The 26,421-nt window shown below is 44.9% G+C and carries 22 protein-coding genes and 2 tRNA genes; 6 read left to right on the forward strand and 18 right to left on the reverse strand.

What is annotated here, in order from left to right; translation table 11 throughout:
* Window positions 1-97 precede the first annotated feature (97 nt).
* The 4 genes from HMPREF9624_RS06930 to lon all read right to left on the reverse strand — a co-directional run bounded on the left by HMPREF9624_RS06930 (window position 98) and on the right by lon (window position 6,570).
* Window positions 98-1,243, reverse strand: a complete 1,146-nt coding sequence (locus HMPREF9624_RS06930; RefSeq protein WP_009537148.1) for an ABC transporter substrate-binding protein — start codon at window positions 1,241-1,243, stop codon at window positions 98-100.
* 335 nt (window positions 1,244-1,578) lie between these two features.
* Window positions 1,579-2,820, reverse strand: a complete 1,242-nt coding sequence (locus HMPREF9624_RS06935) for an SLC13 family permease (RefSeq protein ID WP_009428807.1) — start codon at window positions 2,818-2,820, stop codon at window positions 1,579-1,581.
* Entirely contained in the window at window positions 2,817-3,848 is a 1,032-nt protein-coding gene (locus HMPREF9624_RS06940) for a uroporphyrinogen decarboxylase family protein (protein ID WP_009537149.1), read from the reverse strand. Before HMPREF9624_RS06940 ends, HMPREF9624_RS06935 begins: the two co-directional genes overlap by 4 nt.
* A gap of 175 nt (window positions 3,849-4,023) precedes the next feature.
* Window positions 4,024-6,570, reverse strand: coding sequence for an endopeptidase La (lon, locus tag HMPREF9624_RS06945; RefSeq protein ID WP_009537150.1), 2,547 nt, complete (start codon window positions 6,568-6,570; stop codon window positions 4,024-4,026).
* A gap of 471 nt (window positions 6,571-7,041) precedes the next feature.
* Here lon and HMPREF9624_RS12305 point away from each other — a divergent pair, with 471 nt between their 5' ends.
* The 6 genes from HMPREF9624_RS12305 to HMPREF9624_RS06975 all read left to right on the forward strand — a co-directional run bounded on the left by HMPREF9624_RS12305 (window position 7,042) and on the right by HMPREF9624_RS06975 (window position 8,767).
* Window positions 7,042-7,137: a type II toxin-antitoxin system HicA family toxin gene (locus HMPREF9624_RS12305; RefSeq protein WP_255348639.1), complete on the forward strand. Its 96-nt coding sequence runs from the start codon at window positions 7,042-7,044 to the stop codon at window positions 7,135-7,137.
* Window positions 7,138-7,162: 25 nt separating this feature from the next.
* Window positions 7,163-7,549 carry a type II toxin-antitoxin system HicB family antitoxin gene (locus HMPREF9624_RS06955; protein WP_009537151.1) on the forward strand — a complete coding sequence of 129 codons (387 nt, stop codon included), beginning with the start codon at window positions 7,163-7,165 and terminating at the stop codon, window positions 7,547-7,549.
* A 72-nt stretch (window positions 7,550-7,621) separates the two neighbouring features.
* Window positions 7,622-7,816, forward strand: a complete 195-nt coding sequence (locus tag HMPREF9624_RS06960; RefSeq protein ID WP_009429558.1) for a type II toxin-antitoxin system HicA family toxin — start codon at window positions 7,622-7,624, stop codon at window positions 7,814-7,816.
* Window positions 7,817-7,818: 2 nt separating this feature from the next.
* Window positions 7,819-8,241, forward strand: coding sequence for a type II toxin-antitoxin system HicB family antitoxin (locus tag HMPREF9624_RS06965; RefSeq protein WP_009428338.1), 423 nt, complete (start codon window positions 7,819-7,821; stop codon window positions 8,239-8,241).
* A 13-nt stretch (window positions 8,242-8,254) separates the two neighbouring features.
* Complete coding sequence (locus HMPREF9624_RS06970) at window positions 8,255-8,515, forward strand: DUF4160 domain-containing protein (RefSeq protein WP_009537152.1); 261 nt, start codon at window positions 8,255-8,257, stop codon at window positions 8,513-8,515.
* Between the two features lie 15 nt (window positions 8,516-8,530).
* Window positions 8,531-8,767: a DUF2442 domain-containing protein gene (locus HMPREF9624_RS06975; protein ID WP_009427691.1), complete on the forward strand. Its 237-nt coding sequence runs from the start codon at window positions 8,531-8,533 to the stop codon at window positions 8,765-8,767.
* Window positions 8,768-8,995: 228 nt separating this feature from the next.
* On the opposite strand, the gene HMPREF9624_RS06980 is transcribed toward HMPREF9624_RS06975, so the two are convergent.
* The 14 genes from HMPREF9624_RS06980 to HMPREF9624_RS07045 all read right to left on the reverse strand — a co-directional run bounded on the left by HMPREF9624_RS06980 (window position 8,996) and on the right by HMPREF9624_RS07045 (window position 26,159).
* Window positions 8,996-9,083, reverse strand: a tRNA-Ser gene (locus HMPREF9624_RS06980).
* Between the two features lie 63 nt (window positions 9,084-9,146).
* A tRNA-Leu gene (locus tag HMPREF9624_RS06985) sits at window positions 9,147-9,232 on the reverse strand.
* A gap of 85 nt (window positions 9,233-9,317) precedes the next feature.
* Window positions 9,318-10,334: a DUF4300 family protein gene (locus HMPREF9624_RS06990; protein WP_009537153.1), complete on the reverse strand. Its 1,017-nt coding sequence runs from the start codon at window positions 10,332-10,334 to the stop codon at window positions 9,318-9,320.
* Window positions 10,335-10,793: 459 nt separating this feature from the next.
* Window positions 10,794-12,275, reverse strand: a complete 1,482-nt coding sequence (locus HMPREF9624_RS06995; protein WP_009537154.1) for an aldehyde dehydrogenase family protein — start codon at window positions 12,273-12,275, stop codon at window positions 10,794-10,796.
* Window positions 12,276-12,606: 331 nt separating this feature from the next.
* Complete coding sequence (locus HMPREF9624_RS07000; protein ID WP_009537155.1) at window positions 12,607-14,580, reverse strand: ATP-binding protein; 1,974 nt, start codon at window positions 14,578-14,580, stop codon at window positions 12,607-12,609.
* On the reverse strand, window positions 14,577-15,809 hold the full coding sequence (locus HMPREF9624_RS07005) for a metallophosphoesterase family protein (protein ID WP_009537156.1): 1,233 nt from the start codon (window positions 15,807-15,809) through the stop codon (window positions 14,577-14,579). Before HMPREF9624_RS07005 ends, HMPREF9624_RS07000 begins: the two co-directional genes overlap by 4 nt.
* 37 nt (window positions 15,810-15,846) lie before the next feature.
* Window positions 15,847-17,175, reverse strand: a complete 1,329-nt coding sequence (locus tag HMPREF9624_RS07010) for a GTP-binding protein (RefSeq protein ID WP_009537157.1) — start codon at window positions 17,173-17,175, stop codon at window positions 15,847-15,849.
* Between the two features lie 113 nt (window positions 17,176-17,288).
* Complete coding sequence (hydG, locus tag HMPREF9624_RS07015; RefSeq protein ID WP_009537158.1) at window positions 17,289-18,737, reverse strand: [FeFe] hydrogenase H-cluster radical SAM maturase HydG; 1,449 nt, start codon at window positions 18,735-18,737, stop codon at window positions 17,289-17,291.
* Window positions 18,738-18,914: 177 nt separating this feature from the next.
* Window positions 18,915-20,036 carry a [FeFe] hydrogenase H-cluster radical SAM maturase HydE gene (hydE, locus tag HMPREF9624_RS07020; RefSeq protein WP_009537159.1) on the reverse strand — a complete coding sequence of 374 codons (1,122 nt, stop codon included), beginning with the start codon at window positions 20,034-20,036 and terminating at the stop codon, window positions 18,915-18,917.
* On the reverse strand, window positions 20,023-20,274 hold the full coding sequence (locus HMPREF9624_RS07025; protein ID WP_009428667.1) for a TM1266 family iron-only hydrogenase system putative regulator: 252 nt from the start codon (window positions 20,272-20,274) through the stop codon (window positions 20,023-20,025). Before HMPREF9624_RS07025 ends, hydE begins: the two co-directional genes overlap by 14 nt.
* A gap of 215 nt (window positions 20,275-20,489) precedes the next feature.
* The gene (locus HMPREF9624_RS07030; protein ID WP_009537160.1) at window positions 20,490-21,314 is read right to left on the reverse strand and encodes a GNAT family N-acetyltransferase; all 825 of its coding nucleotides are present in this window, start codon (window positions 21,312-21,314) and stop codon (window positions 20,490-20,492) included.
* 192 nt (window positions 21,315-21,506) lie between these two features.
* Window positions 21,507-23,198, reverse strand: coding sequence for an FAD-dependent oxidoreductase (locus tag HMPREF9624_RS07035; protein ID WP_009537161.1), 1,692 nt, complete (start codon window positions 23,196-23,198; stop codon window positions 21,507-21,509).
* Between the two features lie 36 nt (window positions 23,199-23,234).
* Window positions 23,235-24,425, reverse strand: a complete 1,191-nt coding sequence (locus HMPREF9624_RS07040; RefSeq protein ID WP_009537162.1) for an L-threonylcarbamoyladenylate synthase — start codon at window positions 24,423-24,425, stop codon at window positions 23,235-23,237.
* A gap of 3 nt (window positions 24,426-24,428) precedes the next feature.
* Window positions 24,429-26,159 carry a glycosyl hydrolase family 18 protein gene (locus HMPREF9624_RS07045; protein ID WP_009537163.1) on the reverse strand — a complete coding sequence of 577 codons (1,731 nt, stop codon included), beginning with the start codon at window positions 26,157-26,159 and terminating at the stop codon, window positions 24,429-24,431.
* Window positions 26,160-26,421 lie beyond the last annotated feature (262 nt).

Here is a 26,421-nt window from a genome sequence, read left to right on the forward strand (position 1 = left end):
CTACTCCTGTATAGATATCAAAATATCTCTTTATTTTAGGATGGGAAAAAACATGTTTCATGTTCTTTCCCATCCTTCTCAAATAGACTAGACTTTATTACTTATCCATTTTTACGAATTTACCATCTTTAATGGTTACTTTTACGAATTGCTTATCTACATCACCGTTCTCATCAAACTTGATTTCTCCGGTTACTCCCTGATAAGCAGTCTTATAGAGCTGATTCTTTACTGCCTCGGAATCGGTTGTGTTTGCATCCTTAATTGCAGTAAGAAGGATACCTACTGAATCATAAGCCTGAGAAGTAAGGGCGGACGGAGCATTTCCATAAGCCGTCTTGTAAGATTCTACATAAGACTTAATGGTCGGATCATCAGACTCGGAGAAGAAGATAACCGGGAAGCAAACCCCCTCCACTGCACTTCCGCCAAGCTCGATTAGCTGCTGACTGTATGCATTGGAAAATCCCACAATGCTGATATCAGGATTAATCTGTTTGTACTGCTTGGCAACCGGTGCAACCAAATTGTACATTCCACAGCAGATTACCACATCTGCACCGGCCTCATTTAACTTAGTAATAGCCGGAGTATAATCGTCAGATCCTTCCATAACTTCTTCGTGTGCAACGACTTCTGCATCTGTCTTTGCAACCAACTCCTTAATGATAGAAGAAGTATTGGTTCCCCAATCTGTCATGATGCTAATGATACCGACTTTTTTCTTTCCTAAGTCGTTCACTGCAATATCAACACTTGCAGCGGCCTCCTTAGAAATAACTGTATTATTTCTAAAGATATAATCTCCAATTCCCGAATAATCTGGGTGAGAAGCAGACGGAGAAATTTCGATAACCTTGTTTTCTTGGTAAATAGGAGCTGCTGTCATACATACGCCGGAGGAGAAGTGTCCAATAACGCCTAATATTTTTTTATCGGAAATGATTTTCTGTGCAATGGTTGTCGCTTCTTCAGCGGTATTCTTGTCGTCATACTGTACAATTTCAATCTGCTTTCCTAAAACGCCTCCATTGTCGTTCCATTCCTTCGCCTTTAATACTGCAGCATTGTAAAATCCGATTCCATATTCTGAATTATCCCCGGTCATTGGGCCGCAAACAGCAATTTGAACTTTATCTCCACTTGCTTTTGCATCATTACTTTCTGTCTTTGCTGCACCTCCACCGCAGGCACTTAATAATGCCACACAGAGTAAACTGGCAATTAAACTTCTTTTCTTCATTCACATACCTCCTAATATTTTTACGATGGAAAACATAAAATGTTTTCTCCTAATGCATGTGTCTATATTAGAATATTTACAATAATTTTTCTATAACATTCGTGCAATATCACTAATTTTGTTAAAAATATACGGATAGATTTTAGTGCATTATTACTATATTAAACAAAGCACCTTATCATATGTTTCATTTTGAGACACTCTTAAACTTTCGCTTATCTTTCACAAGTATTTTAAAAGACATTGGTATTTCTCTAAATGTTTAAACACAAAAAAGGAAGAGCTCTCAGCTCCCCCTTTTTCTTTTCCTTAATCCCCTTTTTTTCTTTTTCCCCTTACAAATAGAAAATTCCGCAAAGAATGGTCACAACCAGTCCGAAGATGATGCACATCGGGAAACCGCAACGGAAATAGTCCTTAATGGAATAGCCGCCTGCCTCCCATACCAGGAGATTCGGAGCCGTTCCGAAAGGCGTCGCAAAGGCACCGGATGCGCAGACGGAAACAGCCATGGCGGATGCCAGAGGGTTAATGCCTGCTGCCTGAGAAAGAAGAATGGCGATTGGCAGAACCAGTACCGTTGCCGAACTGTTCATCAGGAACTGCGTTACGAAAATCATCAGGAATGTAATCGCTCCGAGCAAAATGATGGGCGGAAAATGAGACAGAACGGGCTGCACCGCCTGAACCATGAATTCCGCAGCCTTTGTGGAGACCAGCGCCTTACTCAACGGGAAAATACCGCCTACGATAAAGACTGTCGAAGTCGGGAATGCTTTAACGGCTTCCTCCGCGGTAATGCAACCTGTCAACACAACCAAAATGGCTCCGATAACCCCGGCAATATGCATGGGAATAATATTGGTGGCCATGGAAACCAGTACACCGATAAAGATAACAGCCACGAGAAGCATCTTTCCGGGATTCTTTTCACTGACTCTGTTTACCGCAGCACTTTCTACATCCTTTTCCGGAAGAAGTTTTACGCCGAAAAAGCACATATACAGAATACCGATGATAAGGAGCGGTAAACCGATTTTTGTATACTCAAAAAACCCGAATTCACGAAGTCCGTTGTCCTTTAAAATACCGTTTGCCACGATATGGGGCGTTGTTCCGACAAGGGTAACGGTTCCGCCAAGAGATGCAAAATAGGCAAGAGCCATAAGAAGCTTGGACTTCTTGACATTTGCCTTGTCTGCCATGGAGCCTACAATCGGCATAAGGCAGGCCGTTGAACCGGTATCATTTAAGAAAGAAGAAAGACCGCCGGCAACAATGCCCGTCCCCAGGATTAGACCCTTTTCCGTCTTTCCGAGGAGTCCGATGATTTTTCCGCCGAGGAATTCCGCAAGACCCGTTTTAAAGAAGGCTTCACCGACCACAACGAGTCCCATAAAGAATACAACCGTAGTATTTCCGAAATCCGAGTAAGCTTCCTTCGGATCAATAACACCCGCTATGGCAAGCACGGCCGGAATTGCAGCTCCGAGAATGACCATGGGAACCTTTTGCCAAACCAGTAAAATCAATGTAATCAAGAATACTACGCAAGTAAATGTAGCTTGCCAAGTCATACGGTCTCCTTTCCCGCCTCTATAAAAGCTTTGAGTTCTTCATCGTAGGTATTGAGTGCAAGGGAACAATCCGGTGCAAGGAAGAAGGGAATACCCTTCATCCGCTTTACGGCGTCTCTCGTTCGAAGGTTGATTTCTATCTCCTTATGTTGCCCGAATAACCGCTCATCACAGCCCCCCATGGGTGTGATTTTCGGATCCAGCCACTCTTTCGAGCTGTCTAAAGAGGGATTTCCTATTGCACTTTCCGGCCAGTGTAAAATATCAATCGGATAATGGGCAAAATACTCCGGATGCACATAGATTCCGCAGGCATGCACCATCAGTTTCATAGGACGCATCGCCTCGAAAACCTCAAAATCATAGGGCTTCACAAATTCTTCCCACTCGGAATAATGAAGGTAAGAGTCACGGGACAATCCGGTCGCCCCATAGAATACGCCGAAGGTTCCGGCTTTCTTTAGCTCTTCCGCATAATTCTGCAGTGTTTTTGTAATCACTTTTAGCGCGTGATGCACCTTTTCCGGATGATTTTTCATCGTTTGCACAAGCAAATCCTCGCGGCTTGCTTCCCGGTATCTGCCGATCGGATTGATATTGCAGATTTTTTGTAAGATACTGGTCGGACACATGATTGTTTGGAAAATCGGAATCTCATCTCCTACCTTTTCCCGTATTTTCCGAATCACTTCCGCCTGTTCCTGAAAGATTTTATGACTCCCGGATACTTCCGTAAGTGCGTCAAAATCGGATTCCTTCTCAATCGGTGCTTTAATGCAGGTCGGAAGAACTCCCGCGTATTTCGTATAATCAAACTCCGCTCCGAAAGCTTCTTCATAATAAGAGGCTCTGGGCTGTAATTTCATGTAATCGAAATCCCACTTTTCCTGCCAGTTCAACATCGCTTCCACAAAGGGATCCACTCCATCGTGCTCCGATTCCGTAAAATGTCTCCATGCGGAAATCGGCGGCCTGTCTACCGCTTCTCTTTCGAGTACGGCAAGGACTCGTTCCTTTTTACTTAACATAGGCTCTCCTCCTAAAACCCAAGACAACGAGTTACAAAAAACAAGCTTAATTATAGATTCTATTTTAAAAAAATATAGTTTTTCTGCCCATTCTTAATAAATTTAATTTTTTGCACTAAAAAAGATACCTCATCCATAAAGAATGAGGCATCTTTTTGAACAATTTTCTCTTTTTCTAAACGACTTCCAGTCCGGATTTCGTGTATTTTATCTCACAAAGTTCCAAGCCTTCTTCCACTGTCTTTACCGGAAGAATCTGCAGCTTCTCCTTGACCTCATCCGGAACGTCCCGAAGATCATCTTCGTTTGCCTTCGGAATCAGAACGGTCTTTACACCGGCACGTTCCGCCGCCATGAGCTTTTCCGGAAGTCCGCCGATGGGGTTCACCAAGCCTTCCAGAGAAACCTCTCCGGTCATGGCAATCCGCGGACTGACAGCCTGTCCCGTCACTAAAGAGGCAAGGGCAATAGTAAGCGTAATTCCCGCTGAGGGTCCGTCCTTCGGAGTTGCCCCGTCCGGAACGTGAATATGCAAATCATTTTCCTTAAAGAGCTTCGCCTTATCGGGGAACATGGACTTTACCAAGCTGATGGCAATCTGTGCAGACTCCTTCATCACATCGCCGAGCTGTCCGGTGATATTCAGCTTCCCTTCACCCTTCGTGAACATACTTTCGATATAGAGGATTTCTCCGCCTACCGCGGTCCAGGCAAGACCTGTAACAATCCCCGGCTTTCCTTCTTCCTTTACTTCTCTTCTATGCAGCGGGTTCATGTCCAGATATTCTCTAAGGTCTCCCTTTCCTACGGAAATCTTCTCTCCCTTCCCCTTAACAAGATGGACCGCCGCAATGCGGCATAAGGTATCCAGTCTCTTCTTTAAGCCTCTGACGCCGGCTTCTCTCGTATAATCGGAGATAATATTTTCCAGGGCTTCGTCCGTAATTTCCACATTTTCCTGTTGTAAACCTACCCCCTTTAAGGACTTTCGAAGGAGGTGGCGCTTTGCAATCTCAAACTTTTCTTTCGGAGTATAACCCTGATACTGGATGACTTCCATACGATTTAAGAGCGGCGCCGGTATGGTATCCAGAGAATTTGCCGTACAGATAAAGAGCACATCGGACAGATCATAAGGCACATTCATGTAGTGGTCGGTAAAAGTATTATTCTGCTCCGGATCCAAAACCTCAAGAAGGGCCGCAGCTGGATCACCGTTATAGGAGGCGGAAAGCTTATCCACCTCATCCAGTACCATGACCGGATTGGAAACACCTGCCTTTTGTATGCCGTCCATGATTCGACCGGGCATGGCACCGAGATAGGTTCTTCTGTGCCCGCGAATGTCCGCCTCGTCTCGTACACCGCCAAGACTCACGCGAACATATTTTCTTCCCAGCGCTTTCGCAATGCTCTTTCCGATACTGGTTTTCCCTGTACCGGGAGCTCCCACAAAGAGAAGAATGGAGCCGGACTGCTGCTTCTTCAGATTCATGACCGCAATCTGCTGAATCATCCTTTCCTTAACCTTCTTTAAGCCGAAATGGTCCTCCGATAAAATCTTCTCCGCCTCATCCAGGTCAATTTCCTTCTGTTCTTCCTTCTTCCAGGAAAGTCCGGTCACAAAATCCAGATAATCATAGAGCATACCGGCTTCCTGTCCGTTCGTCCCCTCATTCTTCAGTCGATTTAAAATCTTTCCGGCTTCCTTCTTTGCCGTTTCATTCATCCCGGCTTCCGCAATACGCAGCTCAAACTTTCGAAGGTCGGAAACCTTCTCCGGATGCATCTCATCCAGCTCTTTCTGGAGGTAATCAATCTGTTTCTGGAGCGCCTGCTCCTTATACAGCTTCTGATAATCTTCCTGCTGCTGGGTTCTTGCATCGGTGGTAACCTTCGTCACCTCGATATATTCATAGATTATCTGCTCCAGCATTTTCGTGCGGACGGAAAGTCTATCCTCCTGCAAAACGCGATATCTTTCTTCATTGTTGAGACTTAGCCAGGGAGAAAGCACACACGCCACCTCCTGTATCGCCTGATGGTGGTCGATCATCCCCGCCATGACTTTTCCTGCATGGAAGCGCTCCACCAAGCCTTTTAACTCCTCTTTAATCTCCTGTAATTTCTTAGCCGCTTCCTCTCGATCCACATCTTCCACATCATATAAGGGCGTGGTTTGCAAAAGGAGCGGTTCACCTTCCACCTGAGAAAGTGCATCAATACGCACTCGATTTCCGGTTTCCACTACCGCATAACCGTCCTTACTGATTTCTTTAATCGTCCCTTCCACGCCGATAGGATGCACTTCTTCCTTGTGAAGTGCCCTGGTATCCACCTCATTTTTATGTAAAACGGCCAAAAGAAGCTTATCGCCCTCTTCTACCGTCTTTCCTGCCAAAGTCCTGAAATTATCAATCTGAAAATAAATATAGGAATTGGGCAAAATCATCATGTTGTAAACCGGTACTACTCGCATAGCCTGTCCTCCTCTGTCTTTTTCTTCTTCGGAAAATGCTTGCAAAGCCTCCCCTGTCTTTTCGTTTGACTTTGCCTGTTCAGCATTTTTATCCTCTTCTCCGCTCTTCTTCTCCGAACAGGCCTCTCCCTTGGTCTTCGGAATTTCCCTGGAAATTGCGGAAATTCTTCCTTTTTTCTCTACTCCTTCTTCTCTTTTCTCTATCCATTTCTTTAGTGCTTCCACTAATTTATTCATTTTCATACCCATCCTTTTGAAAGGCGAAACGGAAACTCGAGAATCCCTCCGCCATGTCTTTCCTATCCGGCGAGAAACTCTTCCGGAGTACCTTCTTCTTGCCCTTCGAAACCCTGTTAGCAATCATATAGTTCGAGTGCTAACGTTCTCTACAGAGTATCACCCGCCCCTATCCCTGTCAAGGTTTTTAGAAATTGTTTATATCCACAAAAAGACCGGACTCCAAGCTTTCCGAGTGTAGGGATAACCGGAATGCCGTAAGACTAATAGTAGGCGCAATCAGTCTTGACCGGTACACATTCCAAATCTTCATCTACATTCCATATAAAAAGTCTTGACATACTTATTTTGCACGTGTATAACACGTATTAAGAGAGGAGAAAGAAAATGAAAGTTTCAGAACTAAGTAAACTCTTGAAGAAAAATGGTTGCTACCTAGTAGAACATGGTAAAGAACATGATGAATGATACAGTGAAATCACAAGGAAAAGCTTCAGACTACCGAGACACCAATCAAAAGAGATAGCAACCGGAACACTAAACAGAATTTTAAAGGATGCGGGGCTGAGATAGCCCCTCTTCCGGAAGGAGAAAATATATGAAATACGTTTATCCGGCAGTATTTACACCTGAAGACAATGGACAATTTTCCGTAAACTTCCCAGACTTGGAAAGTTGCTACACCTGTGGAGACGACTTAGGTGATGCCCTCTATATGGCAGAAGATGTCTTGGCCATGACCTTAGTTAGTTATGAGGATAAAGGCTTGTCTATTCCGGCACCCTCCGAAAAACTTCCCTTAGAGGCTGGAGAATTTCAGAACTTTATAGCCTGTGATACAGAGATCTACAGAAAACAGAATTTGAACAAAGCCGTAAAAAAAACACTCACTATTCCGGAATGGCTGAATGAAAAGGCCTTAGCACAAGGTATAAACTTCTCGCAGGTACTGCAGGAAGCTTTAATGGAGAGATTACAGGCTTAGGGTTATGCGTATTGACTTAATGCGTGTTCCTGGGATAGACTATACCTAAAGAAATAGAGAGGGGAAAGTATTATGCCGAAGAAAGCCAAGGAAATGGAAAGAATCATATTAAAAGACGGCTGGTACCTTGTAAGTCAAGAAGGCTCACACAGGCAGTACAAGCACCCGATTAAAAAGGGCAAGGTAACAATCCCCTTCCACACTAAGGAGCTTACTAAGTTTACCGAGTGTTCTATCTACAAACAAGCAGGAATAGAGAGGAGCTAACCATGTTAAGTATATATCCGGCAATATTTTACAAAGAAGACGACGGGAGATATTCCGTTTTATTCCCCGATTTTGATGTTGCGACCTGTGGAAACGATTTAAACGATGCCATGAACATGGCTGTTGAGTGCTTAGCTTTACAGCTTGTTGGTTTGAAACGTGACGGCGATCCATTCCCTGTCTCCTCTCCTGTTGATACAGTAGATCCTGTTGCCTATGCAGAAGAATTGGGGGCAGGTAAGCCGTCGGATTATTTTGTAAATCTTATCAGTGTTGATGCTGATGAGTATGCAAAGTTACACTTCAATAAGTCTGTGCGAAAAAACCTCACTATCCCCGTGTGGCTGAATGAGAAAGCCTTAGCACAAGGTATAAACTTTTCCCAAGTACTACAGGAGGCTTTACTGGAGAGATTAGGAGGATAGGGGGATTAATACTATGCCAACAATATCTATGTTTTATGGAATCATTATCAGAATGTATAACAATGGGGAACACAATCCACCCCATTTCCATGCAAGCTATCAAGGCTACTATGCTACTTTCACTTTGGACGGAGACCTTATAGAAGGTGAAATACCAAAGAAACAAATTAAATTAATTAGCGCTTGGGCTGAAATCCATAAGGACGAACTGCTTGCAAATTGGGACTTAGCAATATCAGAGCAGCCACTTTACAAAATAGATCCACTAAAATAAAAGGAGGACAACACTATGCATATTCCAAAGTGGATAGTTAAAGATGTTCAAGTAGCAAAAAACCATAAGCTTCTGCTTACTTTTATAGACGGTAAAAAAGGAATTTTCGACTTTCTTCCGCAACTTCACAAACCGATATACGAGAAACTTAAAAATGAGGATTTCTTTTCTACGGCTCACGTCGAGGACGGAACTGTAGTATGGGATGATGAAACGGACATAGCGCCGGAATACCTATACGAGAATTCATAGGAGGCAAGTATGAATAAACTTCCTAAAGGCGTTGACCAGCTTCCTTCCGGGAAGTATCGGCTTAGAAAAATGGTAAATGGGCAGATGCTTACGCCTTATTTGAGGAGCAGCCCACACAAAGAGAAGTGATGAGAGTTGTAAAAGCATCTTACAAAAAAGGAAGTAAAAACAAGCAAAAACGCTAGACCACAAGCCATTAAAGGCTTAAAATCTAGCGTTTTAAAATCACGGAGATGGAGGGATTTGAACCCTCGCGCCGGTTACCCGACCTACCGCATTTCGAGTGCGGACCCTTCAACCACTTGGGTACATCTCCATATTCTGCACAGGAAAGGTATAAAAAAACCGGCGAGATCTCTCACCGATTATTCTCCTTTGCTGCCGGCGACCGGGGTCGAACCGGTATGAGATTTATGTCCCGCAGGATTTTAAGTCCTGTGCGTCTACCTATTCCGCCACGCCGGCAAGTTAAGACTGCTCCTAACTGTGTCGCTTCTATTGCAACAGACTAATGATACAGAATGAACATCCCTTTGTCAATATTTTTTTATCAGTCCAAAACCCTGTATTCCTTCATAACCTCTCCATCTTGGAAGATAACGGGTTTTGCCGTAAGCCCGTCCGCATCCTTATCATAGTAGCCCATCAGATAGTCATTTACCTCTTGTAAAGAAGAAAACTCATCTACCTGGTAGGGCAGTTCAAAGGCCAGCTTCTCGATAAACAAGAACTTATCACCGTCCTGTACCAAAACGCCGACATGTCCGATAAACTCCTGCACCTTATTCAGTCCATCATCCATGGTCATAAAGACGGAAATCATGTGCATCTTATCATTGTGGAAGGAAATTTCTTTCTCTTTCCAGGATTGAACGATATCCGCGGATAAGACAGCCGTGTCTTTTGTATTTTCCACATCGATATAGGAAAAAACAGTATCATAGTTCTTCTTTGCCTCTCCGGTAAAGATTTTTTTCGCGGAAATGGCATCAAAGTCGGAGAAAAGCATGGTCGTTTCCCCCGGAGTCGGATTTCCTACGGTAATAAAGTCTCCCATCAGGGAGAACGCGGTGATTCTGCAGTTCCGTCCGACATATCCTCCCTTATCCAGCCAGGCATCTACGAGTTTATCACTGTCCAGGCTCGGAAATCCGGCGTCAATCGTAGTCATCTCCTGTACCAGGTTCTCTTTTCCCACTGCGTTATTGTATTCGTCCACTGCGGCAAAAAAAGACTTGATTTTATCCTCCTTAAGTCCGGCATTCTTTAAAGCCGCTTCCACCCTCTCTCTTGTTTCCGTATCCACCAGATTGGAATACTTCAACTTGAGCTTAGCCTTACTGATTGGAGCATCGGACTCCCCCGCTCCCGCACGACTGTCTGTTTCCATTACCGTTTCTTCGTTCTTTTCAGACTTTTCCGAAGACTCCGCCTTCTCACTTTCCTTCACTTCTGCTTTTTCTGTCGCTTCGTTACTTGTATTTTCTTTCGTATTGCCGGCTTGGTTTCCGCAAGCAGCCAATGCAAGTGATAATCCCAAGAGGGGAATCCATAATTTCTTTTTCAAAATGCTTGTCCTCACTTTCTATTTGTGCTCAGTTGCTACTATATAAAACGGAAGACAAAATCCTAGAACTATTTTCTTAATTCTTTCTCTCATTTTATAAATAGAAAAAGGGCTGTAAAAAACGAGATATCACACGCTTTGCGCACGATACTCGTTATGAATCAAAATAATAAATAGATTTTCGGCAATATAGGTCTAAATGAGGGGTAGTCTGAGCCCGATACTTGCGAAAAACAAGAGAATCGAAGTTTTTCGCGTAGTATCCGTAAGGACAGACTTTTCATCAGAAAAGTCGTCCTGTTACAGACCAACTTCCGAAGGAAGTTACTTTTCGAAGCAAAGTGAGCAGTGGTTAACAAAACCACTGCTCAGTCAGGAGAAGCTAGCGAAAGCGTGCCCCAAATTTAGACCTATATTGCTTGGAAAACTATTTTGATTTTTTTACAGCCCCTTGCTGTCTTATTTCTTCGGATAGAAACCGGACGGCTCTTCCTTCAGATTGATATAGATGTTCTTCATCTGTGTGTAGTGCTCTAAGATTACCTTATGCGTCTCTCTTCCCACACCGGAGGTCTTCACGCCGCCAAACGGTGCTCCTGCGGGTATAGCATTGTAAGTATTGATCCAAATTCGTCCCGTCTCAATGCCTCTGGCCACACGCATTGCTCTGTTGATGTCTCTTGTCCAAACCGCTCCGCCAAGACCGTACTCGGAGTCGTTTGCCATGGCAATCACTTCTTCCTCGGTCTTAAACTTAATCACTACCGCAACCGGCCCGAAGATTTCCTCTCTGGCTGCACGCATCGAATTGTCCACATTGATAAGAAGTGTCGGACGATAGAAGGCGCCCTTACTCAGTTCTCCTTCATCAAAGACTCTTCCGCCGCAGGCAATCTTCGCTCCGTCCTGCACCGCAATATCTACACAGGACTGAATCTTCTGTACCTGCTTTGCATTAATCTGTGCTCCCATCTGCGTGTCCGCTTCCAACGGATTTCCGACCTTAACCTTGTTAAACTGCTCCACTGCCGCTTCCACAAATTTGTCGTAAATATCCTCATGGACAAATACACGGGAACCCGCACAGCATACCTGACCCTGGTTAAAGAGGATTCCGAGCTGCAATCCGTCAATTGCCATATCGAAATCACAATCCGGGAAAACGATATTAGCCGACTTTCCGCCAAGCTCCAAGGTTGCCGGAATCAAGCGGTCCGCCGCCGCCTTTGCCACGCTGTATCCCACCTCTGTAGAGCCTGTAAAAGCAAGCTTTCTGAAGCCTTTATGCTCCAGCATATACTGGCCGGACTTGGATCCGGAGCCGGAAATGACATTAATCACACCCTTCGGTACGATATCTTTTATCAGCTTCATCAGCTCCAGTACACTCAGCGGTGTGGAAGAGCTGGTCTTTAATACGCTGCAGCAACCGGACGCAAGTACCGGCGCAAGCTTCCATGCCGCCATTAAGAAGGGGAAGTTCCAAGGTACAATCTGTCCCACGACCCCGATTGGCTCATGGATAATAAGGGAAAGGGTATTTTCATCGAAGAAGGTTGCAGAATCCTCTTCCGTACGAATTGCTCCGGCAAAGTAGCGGAAATGGTCTGCCGCCAAGGGAACATCTACAGCAAGAGTCTCTCTTACCGGCTTACCGTTATCCATACTTTCCACTCTGGCCAAATGCTCTTTATTGGCATCGATAATATCCGCAATGTCCAGTAGAATCTTGGAGCGGCTTACCTTATCCAGCTTCTTCCAGGATGCAAAGGCTTTCCATGCACAAGATACTGCGCGGTCCACGTCTTCTCTCGTAGCTTCCGCAACCTCCGCAAGAACTTCGCCGGTCGCCGGGGAATAGGTTTTAAATCTAGCCTTATCCGAACTTTCGCAAAATGCACCGTCAATAAACAGTCCATAAAATTGATCTAATTTTTCCATGATAGAATCTCCTTTTTCATAATAATGATTTCATAAGCTTCCAAAAAGCTTTTATTCTTTACGAGTATCGCTTGCCGAGCATGCGGTATCTCTTTTTTTTCATTCATAACGAGTATCATGCATAAAGCGTGCGTCTCGTTTGGAATATGAAAGGATTGTATCATAGAAAATCTTATAATTAGTCTATTCTAATTTGTGAAATTCTTCTAAAGTTTGACTATTTTTTGACTATTTATTCTATAATTTTTATACAAAGTTAATAAATATAAAAATTTTCCCTCTGCTTTCCAAAAAAAATTTGCCAACTCACTGCCTATCCGACTTCCGGGCGTTACGGCATTCTGGATGCGGAACAGGTAAAGTAAAGAATCTGTCTCTTTTCGGAAAGACCGTCTAAAAGAGCAAGTCCCCTTTCTCCTTTTTCATCATCAAAATGGCTGTAAGGGTCATCCAGGAATAGTACAGCCTTTCCGTCCGGAAACATCGCATCAAAAATAGCAAGTTTCATCGCAAAACGGCACAAATCCTGCAAGCCCTCACTCAGGTAGGCCAAGCTTCTCCGCATTCCTCCCTCGATAAATTCAATTTCAAGGTCATTTGTGATGGCGAATTGCATCTTGGTCTTTGTTAATTCTTGAAAATATTTCGTGAAAGCGGAAAGAATCGGGCCTCTGTACTCTGATGCAAAGGCATCCTTTGCCTTTTCCAGATAGTCCTTGGTTTGCTGCAGGATATGAATTCGTTCTTCCATAGCCTGTCGTTCTTCCCGAACAGCTTGAAGCGTTCTTTCCTGTTCGGAAAGAGCCTTAAGAATCTCCACCCTGTCTTCTCTCTCTTCTCTCTTTTCCCGGATGTTGTCCTTCAGTAGCTCCTGTTCTTTTCGATGTCTTTCCAGCCTGCTTTGCGCCTCTTCCAAAGAAACAAAGTCCGCCACGGAATTCTCTACGGTTTTCTTATTTTCTCCCTGTGCCAAAAAGGCGGAAAGCGCTTCCTGCCTTTCCTTCTCTTCCGCTTCCAAAGAAAGCATCTCTTCTACCTTATGATAGTGGGAGAGCAGTTCCTCCAAAGACGAGAGACGGAGCGACTCTTCCTTTCCTCTCTTCTCTTCTTCCGCAAGGCGTCTTCCCAGATAAGCGTTTCTTCTCTCCCTTTCTCCATAGTAAATGGCAAAAGCAATCGCAAAAAGGAGAATGGCGATTAATAGCGAAAGGCTTCCCGGTACCGGCAGATTTCCCCCGCTGATTTTAAAGAAAAAGAGAAGCAAAAAGGCAAGTGCCGTCACGGACAAAATATAAATCAAAGGGTTTCTTCTTTCCCTTTCTTCAGTTTCCTTCCCTGAAGAAGCTTCTTCCTTCGGTTTCTCCGCCTCCTTCTTTAAAGCATTAATCTTGGACTTCAATTCCTGCAGTTCTTCCTTCCACAGTCTGTCCTGTTCTTCCTCGCTCAAGCTCTCCAAGCGATTCTGATAGTACCATTTCTTCGCATTTTCATAACGATAATGGGCTTTTTCCAATTCTTCCTGCAGCTTCTGGTATTCTACCTTTTTCCCCAGCGCTTCCTTTTCAAGGATTCCCTTTTGAACCTCCTCTTCCAGCCTTTCCTCTTCCTTTGTTTTCTCTTTCCATTGCTCTTCCAGGGAGAGGACTTCCTCTTCCAGAGAAAGCACCGCTTCCTCTTCCTCTTTCTTTCTGTAAAGAGATGCGGAGAGACTTTCTTCCTCCATTTTTTTCTTAAAAATCGCGCCGGTCCGTCGATTGGGAGAAAGCGCATTAATGGCATCCTTCAAGGTATTCTGTACCTTTTGGAACTTCTGCATATCCTCCCGGTCATCCGAAACATTGCCGAGCTTCGCGTGAATACTGGAGTTAAACCGTAAGGAAAGATCCTCGTGACTGATCATACATACCTTCTGAAAGGCTTCGCTGTCTAACGAAAAAATTTCCTCTCCGATATTCTCACTGTAGTCTTTACTTTCTTTTCCGCCTTCCTCTAAGAGGCGAAAGCTGTCTTCCGCCTTTCTTAAGCCGAAGCTTCGCTCCAAAATATAATTTTTTCCCTTCTCCTGAAAATGAATATTTCCGCCAAAATTTCCGCCCTGAAAAGGCATGAAATGCTTTCTTTCATTTTCAAGAATATCCTGTTTTCTTTCTCCGGACAAACCGTAAAACATGATATGGAAAAAATGCATTAAGGTGGTTTTTCCCTCCCCGTTTTCCCAGAGATAAGGGTTCAACGCATCCGAAAAGGAGAAGTCCTTCTCCTTCCACTTTCCAAATTGTGCAATATGACAAGATTTGATAATCATAATTCCTCCCCCTGCAGAAGCCCTATCCCCAGAAGGATAATCTTTTCTTTTTCTTCTTCACTCAAGCTTTCACTGTCACTGACCATACGGAGAAACTCTCCTTTCAGGCTCTTTTCATGCATAAAATCCTCTTTATGAAGCTTTAAGCGACACTCCTCTTTTATCTCTACATAGGCATGATTTTCGCTTAATTGCTTCTCCAGATAGCGGAGATTTCGCTCTCCCTCAGGGCTTTTTTCTCCTTTTAAAATAATCCTGAGACTGTCCTTTTCTCCTGCATTTTCCTCTCGAATCCTTTCCGTTATTTTCTCAAGAGCCTCTAAGCTTCCGTCTTCTTCGGAAAGCAGTACCTCGATAATACGAAACTCCCCATCCTTTAGCGGAACAAATTCCGTGCGGATTTCCTTATTCTGCTCGTTAATTTCCAGATAATAAAAGCCTTTTTCTCCTTCTTCGTCAAATCCTCTTCCCTGCAGGCAACCGGGATAGAGGTAGCGGAGTGCACCGAATCTGCCCTCTTCCCTCTTATGGATATGTCCGAGTGCCAGGTAGTGAATCGGATATTTGCTCAGCGCCCTTAGAGAAATACCGTCTTCCGTTTGCACTGCCTCCGGCGTCCTCTCGGAGCTAGCTTTCTCTTCCGACGTCTCTTTGGAAACGGAGGACTCCCTTAGCATGCCGTGTAACATAAGTAGGTTACAATCTTCTTCCTTGAAATTCCAAATCCCCTGCGCAGGCTCTTCCTTTTCCGGGAAACAGTTCATCCCCTCCTCCAAAGCCTGCTCCTCCTCTTCTTCGGAATCAAAGAAGTAGTTCTCTTCTTCCTGCTCTCCTCTCCCGTAAAATTCCTGCCCCGCAAGAACAAGCTTTTCATTTAAGCGGTATTTTTTCCCTTCATGGGAGAAAAGAAACAAGTTTTTCGGGAGATGCTCCTGGAAAAGAAAAGTATTTTTTGTATCATGGTTTCCCCTTAGATAAAAAAAGGAAATTTCGGGATTTTTCCTGATAGAAGAAAGGAAAATATCCATGGTGGAACGGGAAACTACGGGGCTGTCAAACAAATCTCCCGCGATTAAAACCGCCTGCACCCTTTTTTCCGCCCCGAAGTCCAAAAGTTTATTCCATGCCAGGAGCAGTCCCTGTCTCCTCTCTTCCGCCTCTTCTTTGGAAAAGCGCGACGAAAAAGTAGTATCCAAATGTAAATCCGCCGTATGTATCAAACGCACCATGAAAAGTCCTTTCCTCTCCTTACTCTGCTCTCCCTTACTACAGCATCGCAACTGCCCGGTCTAAAATCCCGTTCATCTTTGCCATAGCAAGACCATAATTGCAAATAGGAATTCCCTTGTCCAGAAAATCCCGATATCTGGATTGTACTTCTCTTTCGCTAAGCATACAAGCACCGCAATGAATCATAAGCTTTAGTTCTTTCTGTTTCTCTTCGGAAAGAAAGCCCTTCCCCTCCGTAAAAACAAAGTCCAGCTTCTTTCCGCTGTACTTTTCCAGCATCTTGGGAAGCTTCACCGTGCCGATGTCTCCGCACTGCCTATGGTGCGTACAGCCTTCCGCAATATAAATCTTATCTCCCTCCTCCAGAGAATCCAAAACCGCACAGCCCTCTAAAGCATAAGACAAAAAGCCCTTGTACCTTGCCATCAGAATGGAAAAGGAGGTCAAGGGAACCGCCTTCTCCAGGATGCACTCTACCTCTTTAAAGGCCTGAGAATCCGTCACAACAAGCTTTACCTTTCCCTTTAAACTCTCCATAATCGTCTTTAATTCTTCCGGCTGCGCAACAAGCGGAATCGCATGGTAATCGAGAAGATCCCGTATTGCCATTTGCTGCGGTAAAATGAGCCTTCCTTTCGGCGCCGACTCATCAATCGGGCTTACGAGAACGATATAATCCCCCGCTTCCACAAGGCCCGAAAAAAGTCTCCTTTCTTTTTGTTTCGGAAGAAAGACTCCCAGTGCACTTTTTATTTCTTCGATGCCCTCTAAGCTTAGTCCGGAGGAAGACCGGACTTCCAAAATGCCATACTTTGTTTTTTCTTCCCGCAGAATTTTAATGACTATCTGAAGTGCTTCCCGTTCCGCTTCGGATAGCCTGTCCACCTGACTGAAAATCAGCATGACGGGGATATCTTCCTCCCGGAAATCGGCCAAGAGCGCTCTTTCCCGCTCCGGAAGAAGAAACTGTTCCCTTTTCAAAGCTTTAAGCAATCGAAAAACAGGGGGCTTCCCACTATCAAGCCCCCTTTGTAAAAACGAGGCATTTTCCTCCAGAAAGACCTTCGCGGACAAAACAAGCAGTGCAATATCCGTCTCCCGAATCACCTCTTTACTGCGCGCGACACGCATTTCTCCAAGACTCCCCTCGTCATCGATTCCCGGGGTGTCAATGAGAAGCACCGGTCCAAGGGGTAAGATTTCCATGGCTTTTCGCACAGGGTCTGTTGTTGTTCCGGGCGTCTCCGAAACGAGGGAAACCGGCTGTCCCGCAATGGCATTAATCAGGCTCGATTTTCCCGCGTTTCTCCTCCCGAAGAAGCCGATATGGATTCGCTCACTCTGCGGTGTATCCTGCAAGCTCATAGTTCCTCCTTAAATGAAGATCATTGAGTTAAACTTTCTTCATTTTGCATTGCCATATGGGGACACGCAAAAATAAGAAATATGATCTTTCTAAAATGGCTCCTCTACTGAACTTAAAAATAGAAGTCTCTCTTGTTTGATTTGTAGATACTCTTAATATGCTCCCCGGCAATTCTGCTCCGGTTTGCATTCGGAATGGTCGCAAGCTCTTTCTCGATAAGCTCTTCTCCGCATTTTCCGGTTTCGGGACTTGCATAGTCGGTCAGGTACTCTGCCAAGGTCATTAAGGCATTCGGGTGACAGCAGTTTTGAATCTGTCCTGATTTGCAAAGTGCCATAAAGCGGTCACCGGTTCTTCCCTCTCTGTAGCAAGCCGTGCAGAAGGAGGGAATATAGCCGAGATCCATGAGCCACTTTACGACCTCATCCAAGGTTCTTTGGTCGGAAACGTCAAACTGCTCCGTATCATGCGGCCTTTCCTGATCCGTATAGCCGCCAACCGAGGTTCTGGACGCACCGGAAATCTGGGAAATCCCCATAGAAAGTGCTTTCTTTCGCACTTCTTCGGACTCTCTTGTGGAAATAATCATGCCGGTATAGGGTACGGCAATCCGGATGCAGGCAATAATTTTCGAGAAAATCTCATCGTCAATCCCGTTATCAAATTGCGTCGGATCGATGTCGTCCGCCTTCTTCAGTCTCGGTACGGAAATCGTGTGCGGTCCAACACCGTGCACCGCTTCCAAGTGCTCCGCATGCATGAGAAGTCCTGCAAATTCATAGCGATATTTGTCGAGTCCGAAGAGCACGCCGATTCCCACATCGTCGATTCCCCCTTCCATGGCTCTGTCCATAGCCTCCGTATGATAACGGTAGTCGTGTTTCGGTCCTGTGGGGTGAAGTTCTTCATAAGCCTTCTTATGGTAGGTCTCCTGGAAGAGGATATACGTTCCGATTCCGGCCTCCTTTAACTTTCTATAGTTCTCCACCGTGGTTGCGGCAATATTGACATTGACTCTGCGAATGTCTCCATTTTTATGATGAATACTGTAAATGGTCTTGATGCTCTCTAAAATATATTCAATCGGGTTATGTACCGGGTCCTCTCCTGCCTCAAGAGCCAGTCTTTTATGCCCCATATCCTGTAAGGCAATGACTTCCTGTCTGATTTCCTCCTGCGTGAGCTTTCTTCTTGCAATGGTCTTGTTTTTCGCATGATACGGGCAATAGGTACAGCCGTTCACACAGTAGTTGGAAAGGTAGAGCGGGGCAAAAAGCACGATACGATTTCCGTAAAAGGCCAGCTTAATCTCTTCCGCAAGTTTGATCATTTTTTCATTCAAATCCGGAATTTCACAGGCCAAAAGGACAGAGGCTTCTCTATGGTTCAGTCCTCCGCAATGTAAGCTTCCGTTTGGATTGTAAATGGGTTTTGCTTTTTCTAAAATAGATTCGATATAGGCTCTGTCGTTCTTCTTCTCGTCCGCAAAACGAAGAGTCTCAAGAATTTCCTCATGAGAAATGAATTCTTCCGCTTGTAAAGATTTTGGATTGTAGTTCATGATACTCCCTTCTTTCGGTCCGAAATCCTTTTTCAAATGCTTCTCACGTCAAATATCGAAATGATTCATTTTTAAAAAAATGAGCTATTCCGCTAAAGACATGTTCTATTCAAAAAAAGATACATTCCGTTCAGATAATAAATAGACTAATTTGAACTGATTTTTCCGCACTTGCTTTTATTTCTCTCGCTGACAGCAAGTCCGTCTGTTTCTTTTACTCTCGCTCTCTTTCTCTTTTCTCGCATCCCCCCTATCCACTAAAAGCTCCGCTCCGATTGCTTTCATTTTCTTCTCTAAGTCCGCCTTGCACTGTGCCGACTCATCTCCCGTACAAATTTTGTTGTCATAAAGAAGATATTTCTTCCTGACCTCTTTCGGCGAAAGGTTCGGCATCAGTACATTTGCCCCGGAAAGAATGCCAAGTTCTCTGCCATGCTCATCAATCGTGCCGAGAGCCGTCGTAGCCGGAAGAAGGAGATTTGGCTTAATCAGACGAAGAAGTGCAAGAAGAAACAAGGTTTCCCCGAGACTTCCCGCCTTTTCCTTTGCAAATTTTGTGGCATGTTGCGGAATAAAAGGCCCGATTCCGCACATATCCGGTTGAAATTCCTGGATAAAGTAGAGGTCCTTTGCCAGGGTCTTTACAGTCTGTCCGGGAGATCCCACCATAAAACCGCATCCCACCTGGAAGCCGATTTCCTTTAGTTCCTTCAGACAGCGCATCCTCTTCTTCCAGCTCAGCTCCTTCGGGTGCAGGTACTGATAATGCGCTTCATCCGCCGTCTCATGACGAAGAAGATAACGATTTACTCCCGCCTTAAAATACTTTTCATAGGACTCTCCGGACTTTTCCCCGATGGACAGGGTAATTGCACAGTCGGGGTAAGCTTTCCTTATCGCAGAAACAATGTCTACGATTCGCTCATCCGTAAAATAGGGATCCTCTCCCCCCTGCATCACGAACGTCCGAAAACCCAATCGATACCCTTCCTCACAACAGGAAAGAATCTCTTCCTTGGAAAGGCGGTAACGCTCCACCTCGCCATTGTCTCTTTGAATTCCGCAATAATGGCAGTTATTCTTGCAAAAGTTCGTAAACTCTATCAGCCCTCTCGTATAGACGCCGCGTCCGTAATGCTTCTCCGTGCATTCTCTTGCCAGACTCCTTGCAAGCTCCTCTTCCTCCTTCGTCCTTTCCCGAAGAATTTTCTCATAAGAGGAAAGGCTTAAGTGATGCTTTTCGAAAAGAAGCTGCAAGAGTTCGGAAACCCCTTTCTCCGTCTCCTTATGCGTTGGCATAGGCTGTTTTTACACTGATTCCGGAAATATTTCCTATCTTTCCGGCCAGAGCGGAAATGGTATCATTGGGCGCATCCAGGGCGATGGATACGATATGCAGGTTTTTCTTCTCATAGGGCAGACCCATTCTTCCCACAATATAATTTCCATACTCGTGTAAAAGCGTATTTAACTCGTCCACGGAATCCCTGTTTTCTACAATAATTGCCATCACTGCAATTCTGCTTTCCTGTTCCATTTCTTTGCCCTCCTTTGTGCATTGTTGTTGTGCATTGTTCTGCATTGTTGTACATTATTGTGCATTGTTCTGCAATGAAGTATACCATAGAAAAAGGTCTTGGAGCAAAACTTCCAAGACCTTTTTCTGCACAAAGACCGCAGGCATTGCCCGAGACATCTTGTTTATTCCAAACATACATCCCTGTAGAAAGCTTCTGCTATCTCACTCTAACGTTATTCAGGAAGTTCTACCCAAAATTCCAAGGCGTGCCCCAAGAGTTCCCGCGGCTCCACCTGAAATTCTTTTGCCAATTCTCTTAAGCGATCATCGACCAGATAGTCCTTTTTCTTTTCATAGGCTTTCAGTTCTTCCCCATGGAGAAAAACTTCGCTGATTCCATGCGCCTTTCCGCCGATTTTTCGCATCATACTGATAGAGGCCTCATTATCCGCATCTACTCTTCCGCGGAAGACTCTCTCCCCTGTTCGTCTCTTTAAAGCTTTCATAAGAAGGAGCAGACTCTCCGGACCTATACCGTGCCCCTGATACTGCAGTTTAAGTGCAATCGCCAATTCCCAAGGCTTTGCCTGTAAATTTAAAATTCCGCAGTAGCCTAAGAAGACAGAGTTTAAATTGAAAATACTGTAGTAAGCACGATTCGGCTGAAAAAATCCCTCCCACAGTTTTCTCAAAAAACTCTCATCCCGGAAGGCATCCTTAAAAAAGGAAGCATCATACTCTACTTCCATATAGCCTCGATAGTCCGATTCCGAAATACCGAGCAGGCAAAGATTCTCTCCTTCAATCAAAAGTTCTCCCGCCTTCGGTAAGGGTTCCGGGTCAAAACGAGGATTCCGCTTTTCCGGGCTGTCCTCCTCACAAAGCTTCATTTCTTCCTGTAAGTCAGAAAAGAGGCTGCCAAATCCCTCAGCTGCCTCTTCTTTCCCGTCATATTCTCTATAAATTGTTTTGCTTCTTTTCTCTAAACGATCCAGTAATTCCGAAAACATCATTTGTTCTTTCAAATGAATGTTTCTTTCCTCCTTCTCTTTTTTCATAGGCACCCCTTTCTGTAGGTTGCCATCCTACTCATCTACATTGTACTCCTATAAATACAGAGTTCCTAGAGAAAGAGGGTATAAAAGTTTTTGGAGGACTCGATAAGTGATTCTACATTCAGCCGCTTTACGGAGTTTCTCATTAAACTTCTATAGCGAATATCACATTAAATCGCAATAGAGAATTTCGTATCAGTTAAAATTATACTCCGTCACAATCGGTTTTCTGCCTTCCGTCTTGTCCCTATAATACTCATAGAAAGAGATTCCAAGAAAGGATCCGGAAATATTATAAAGATTCGTATAACCAAGCTTCTGCAAGGCGCAGATTACATTATAACTGCGCTGCGAGGAGCGGCAATGTAAATAGACCGGAACATCCCTCGGAATTTCGGACAATCTCTCACGGAATTGTGACATGGGAATATTGACCGCATGAATGAGGTGCCCTCTTGCAAATTCTTTTTCTTCTCTGACATCGATAATACAAGCCTTGCTCTCCACCAGTTCTCTGACCTTATAAACCGGAACCTGTCTGAATTTTCCATGTAAAAGATTTAAGGCCACAAGGGCTGCCTGATTCACCACATCTCTTGCCGTGGAATAGTGAGGAGAATAGCAAAGTTCCAGTTCCTTCAAATCCTCCAGAGTGGCATTCATACTGATCATTGCCGCAATCACATCGATCCGCTTATCCGCACTCCCCTTTCCGACAGCCTGGGCTCCCAAGATCCTTCCTGTCGGCTTTTCAAAAATCAGCTTAAAGAAAAGTGGATGCGCATCCGGCATGAGACCAACCTTGTCTGTAGAAAGAGTGTAGGCAAAATCGTAGTGATAGCCGTGCTCTTTGCAATCCTTTTCATTTAAACCGGTATTGGCCACATTGAGCTTAAAAAGATGAAGACAGCTCGACCCGATAACCCCCCTGTTACTGTGTGTTTCTCCAAACATATGGTCAGCGGCGGCTCTTGCCTGTCTTTGGGCAGGTCCGGCGAGCGGAAGTCTGCTTTTATCATGGCTCAGTCTGTTTGTCAGTTCAATAGCATCTCCTACAGCATAGATGTCCGGATAATTGGTCTGATAATTGTAATTTACAAGAATACCGCCCGTCTGCCCCAGTTCAATTCCGCAGTCCTTTGCGAGCTTCGTCTCAGGACTGACACCGATAGCCATGATCACGGCTTCAGCAGGAAGTCGCTCTCCACTCGAAAGAACGACCTCCCCTTCTCCTATCTCACTGACCGTCTTCCCCAGATAAAGCTGTATCCCATTATCCAGGAGTTCCTTATGGAGAAATTGCGCCATCTCTTCATCCAGAGGCTTTAGTACCCGGGAAAGACCTTCCACAAGGCTCACTTCCTTGCCGGCCGCTCGAAAGTTTTCCGCTACCTCAAGACCGATGAAACCGCCACCGACAACCGATATCTTCTTGACCTTCTTTTCGGAAACAAAGACTTCAATTTTCTTGATGTCACTGACATTCTTTAGCACAAAGACATTTTCCCGATCGATTCCCTTGATAGAAGCAGGCAAAATGGCATTCGCCCCCGGTGCAAGGGCAAGCTTATCATAGCTCTCCGTAAAGCATTCCCCGGTAAGAAGATTCTTTACCTTTACTTCCTTCTTGTCCGGCAGAATCTCCGTTACCTCATGTTTTACCAGAGCCTTAATCCTATATTTTTCCCAAAATCCCTCAGGAGTCATCAGCACCAATTTATCGCTCTTGTCCACGATTCCGCTCAGGGCAAAGGGTAGACAACAATTGGAAAAGGAAAGATGCTCTCCTCTTTCAAACATCACAATTTCTGCCGTTTCATCGATTCTTCTTGCTCTTGCGGCAACACCGGCTCCGCCTGCAACACCGCCTACAACTACAATCTTCATATCTCTCCTTTCCGGCGATTTTCTCTCCTTAGAGTATTATACAGCTATGATTTTCTGCCCTGCCGCCTTTTTCATCCGATTCATAAGGGCAAATCCTATTCCTTCCTCCGAATAGCCTTCCGAAAGAATGAGTTCGATTCCCTCCTCGTCACATTCCCGAAGAATGCGAAATAAGTTATGCGTCATGGACAGGGGCTCATCCCGTCTTCCCAAAACTTTCAGGATTATTCCCTCTTTTTCCGCCATTTCCTGATAGAAATGCTTTGTTTCTTCCGCACAGAGAATAGCAATTTTCTCCCGAGGAAATCCCTTGCTTTCCTCTTCAAGGTACTCCTCTATTCTTTTCGAAACCTTGTATTCGTATTCTTTTCCCTCCGAGATCCTGTCTTCAGACCTCTTTTTCTCCGAAGTCTTATCTTCCGATTCCCTTCTCTCCGATTCTTTTTTCTCTAAAGAACAAAACGAGATATCGCACGCTTTGCGTACGGTACTCGTTATGAATAGAATCATTTCCGCCTTTGGCGCATAATGGCGATACTTCATTCCCGGTGCTTTCGGAATAAACCCGTCTTCCATCTTTTTTCCGAGCAAAGTCGGATCAATCTCCGGTTTTTCTCCCAGAACCTCCGTGAGGTCTTCCAACGTGATTGCGCCCGGTCTTAATAAAGTAGGCCTATCCGTGCTCATATCCAAAATCGTGGACTCCACCCCGATTCCGACCGCCCCGTCATCGAGAATTCCCTCGATTCTTCCCGCGAGGTCATGGTACACATGGGAAGCCTCCGTCGGACTGGGACTTCCGGAAAGATTCGCGGATGGCCCGGCTACAGGAAGCCCCGCCCTTTCTATCAACTCCAAGGTCACTCCGTTGTCCGGGCAACGGAGTGCCACCGTATCTAAGCCCCCTGTGCTTTCCAAGGGAACGATTTTCGATTTTTTTAAAATGAGTGTGAGCGGGCCCGGCCAAAAGCTCTCCATCAGGCGCTTTGCCTTTTCCGGAACACTTTCGACAAGGGGATACACTTCTTCCATCTTCGAAACATGAAGAATTAAGGGGTTATCCGAGGGACGCCCCTTTGCCGCATAAATTTTACGTGCCGCCTCCTTATCGAGTCCGTTTCCCCCGAGGCCATAAACCGTCTCCGTCGGGAAAGCCACCAGTCCGCCTGCTTTCAAAATCTGTGCTGCTTCCTCTATATCCTTTTTCGAAAATATCCTTGTTTCCATATGTTACTCCCCTGTCAGGATAGACCAAAATCCCTCCGGCTCCTGTCCGAGCTTCCATGCCGCAACGCCCTGAATGCCATTTTCCTTAAGGAGCTTCATCTTCTCCTTCATCGACTTCTCATCTTCCATCCAGATTTCTTTCTTCTCGTTTCCGTCCTGAATGCTGCCATAGTTCTGCCCTATGTCGCTAAGCCATTCGAGGGAAACATTTTTCTCCTGAATCCAAGCCGCTGCCGCCTTAATGGAAAGCGCTTCGGAGCGCAATTTTCCGGACTGATCCGTAATCCAGACTCTGGTGTAGAAGGGGAGCGCAATGATAATTCTGTCCTTATCCATGACGGCCGCCGTCTCCTCGATTCCACGGCTCACATAGGAAAGAGAGGATACCGAACCGGCTTCTTCCGATCCGGCATAGTGCTCGTCATAACACATGATGACAACATAGTCGCAAATCGTTCCCAGCTCCTGAATATTGTAATAGGCGTTATAGTTGAAAGGAACATAACAGTCTACGCTTAAGTACAAACCGTTCTTTCGGCAGGCAATGGAAAGTTCCCTCATAAATTCAAGGTAATCTCTTGCCGCTTTTTCCGGAAGCAACTCAATATCCACATTGATGCCGTCTATGCCCTTTTCCTGCATATCTTGAATCAATGCTTCAATCAGTTTGCTACGCTTTGTTCCACTGGAAAGAAGACTCTTTAAGTCAATTTTTCCGGCGTCAAAGTTGTTTAATGTGGCAAATACCTTTCTTCCCGTACTATGGGAAAGTGCAACATAAGCCGCATCACTGTAGGAATTTAGATTTCCCTCATTATCCTTTATCGCATACCAGGTCGGTGCGAGAATATTCACTCCTGTCGCATTCGTGAGTAAAGATTGCAAGCCCTTGTTTGACTCAACATTGCTAATCTGGTGGAAAGCCAGCACCGGCTTTACCCCCTCTCCCAGATTTTTATGACTGTATTCCGGAGCCTTAAAGCCACTACTTCGCTCTTCGCTTGTTTCTTTATTTAAACGGCTGTTCCGAAGATAGCCGATAAAGCCGTCCTCCGTTTCCACCTTGGACCACTTCTCCATTTTTTCCAGGATAATGACTTTGGCTCCCTCCTCCAAATCCGTAAGAATCGGGCTCTTTACTCCCCCCTGCAAACGAACCGCCTCTTTTTTCTTGAGACTCGCTACTGTAGCGGGTGTAAATTCATTTTCCAAAAAGACACGCTTATGCTCCGTATCCGTATAGCTCCGGCTTAAAAGTGCGGTATGTTTTTCAATTAAGGACAGGCTTATGAAAATGCTTTTCCCGTCCGTAAAGAAATCGGCTTTTCCGCTTTCCCCCTTTTCTCCGTCTGTAAAAAGAAGGAGTTCTTCCGGAAGCGCATAACGAAGGTTCTTCTCCACATCATCATAATAAAAGCGAATATTCAAATTCCGCACAACAAATCCGTAAGGCAAATATACTTCTCCGTCCCGCATCCGTCCTATGGTGAGCTGATCCCCGTCCTTCACCTTTTCATGATTCAGATACAGCTCCACATTATCACCGGAAACGGAAAAATAACTGTTTAAATCGGCCCGTTCCTTGGTCGGCATATATTTTTTCACATAATAGTAGCCGCCGAAACCGGCAATCCCCAATATAAAAATAAAAAAGATAAGAAAGAAAGGAAGGATACTCCGTCCCTCCCTTCTGCCTCTCTTTCTGCTTTGATTTTCCGTATTGAAATTCTCCATTTTCCCTCTACTTTTTTAATTTTGCATTCAATCTACCCTGTTAGCCAAATCTGTTCTCTTGCTAGGGCGATACCTGCTCTGTTACTATGACAGCCTCTACTCTATTACGATGACCGCTTTGCTCTTTTTACGTTAACTCCGCCTGTTTTACAGTAAACCGACCGTTTTTCAGGCTTGTAAAAATAACAGCTTCCATTCTATCTCTTATTTCATACCTTACAAGGCTTCTGCAGGAATCTCCATACTTTCGTAAGGCTTTCTT

This window comes from Oribacterium asaccharolyticum ACB7, from assembly GCF_000238075.1.
Classification (GTDB): domain Bacteria; phylum Bacillota; class Clostridia; order Lachnospirales; family Lachnospiraceae; genus Oribacterium; species Oribacterium asaccharolyticum.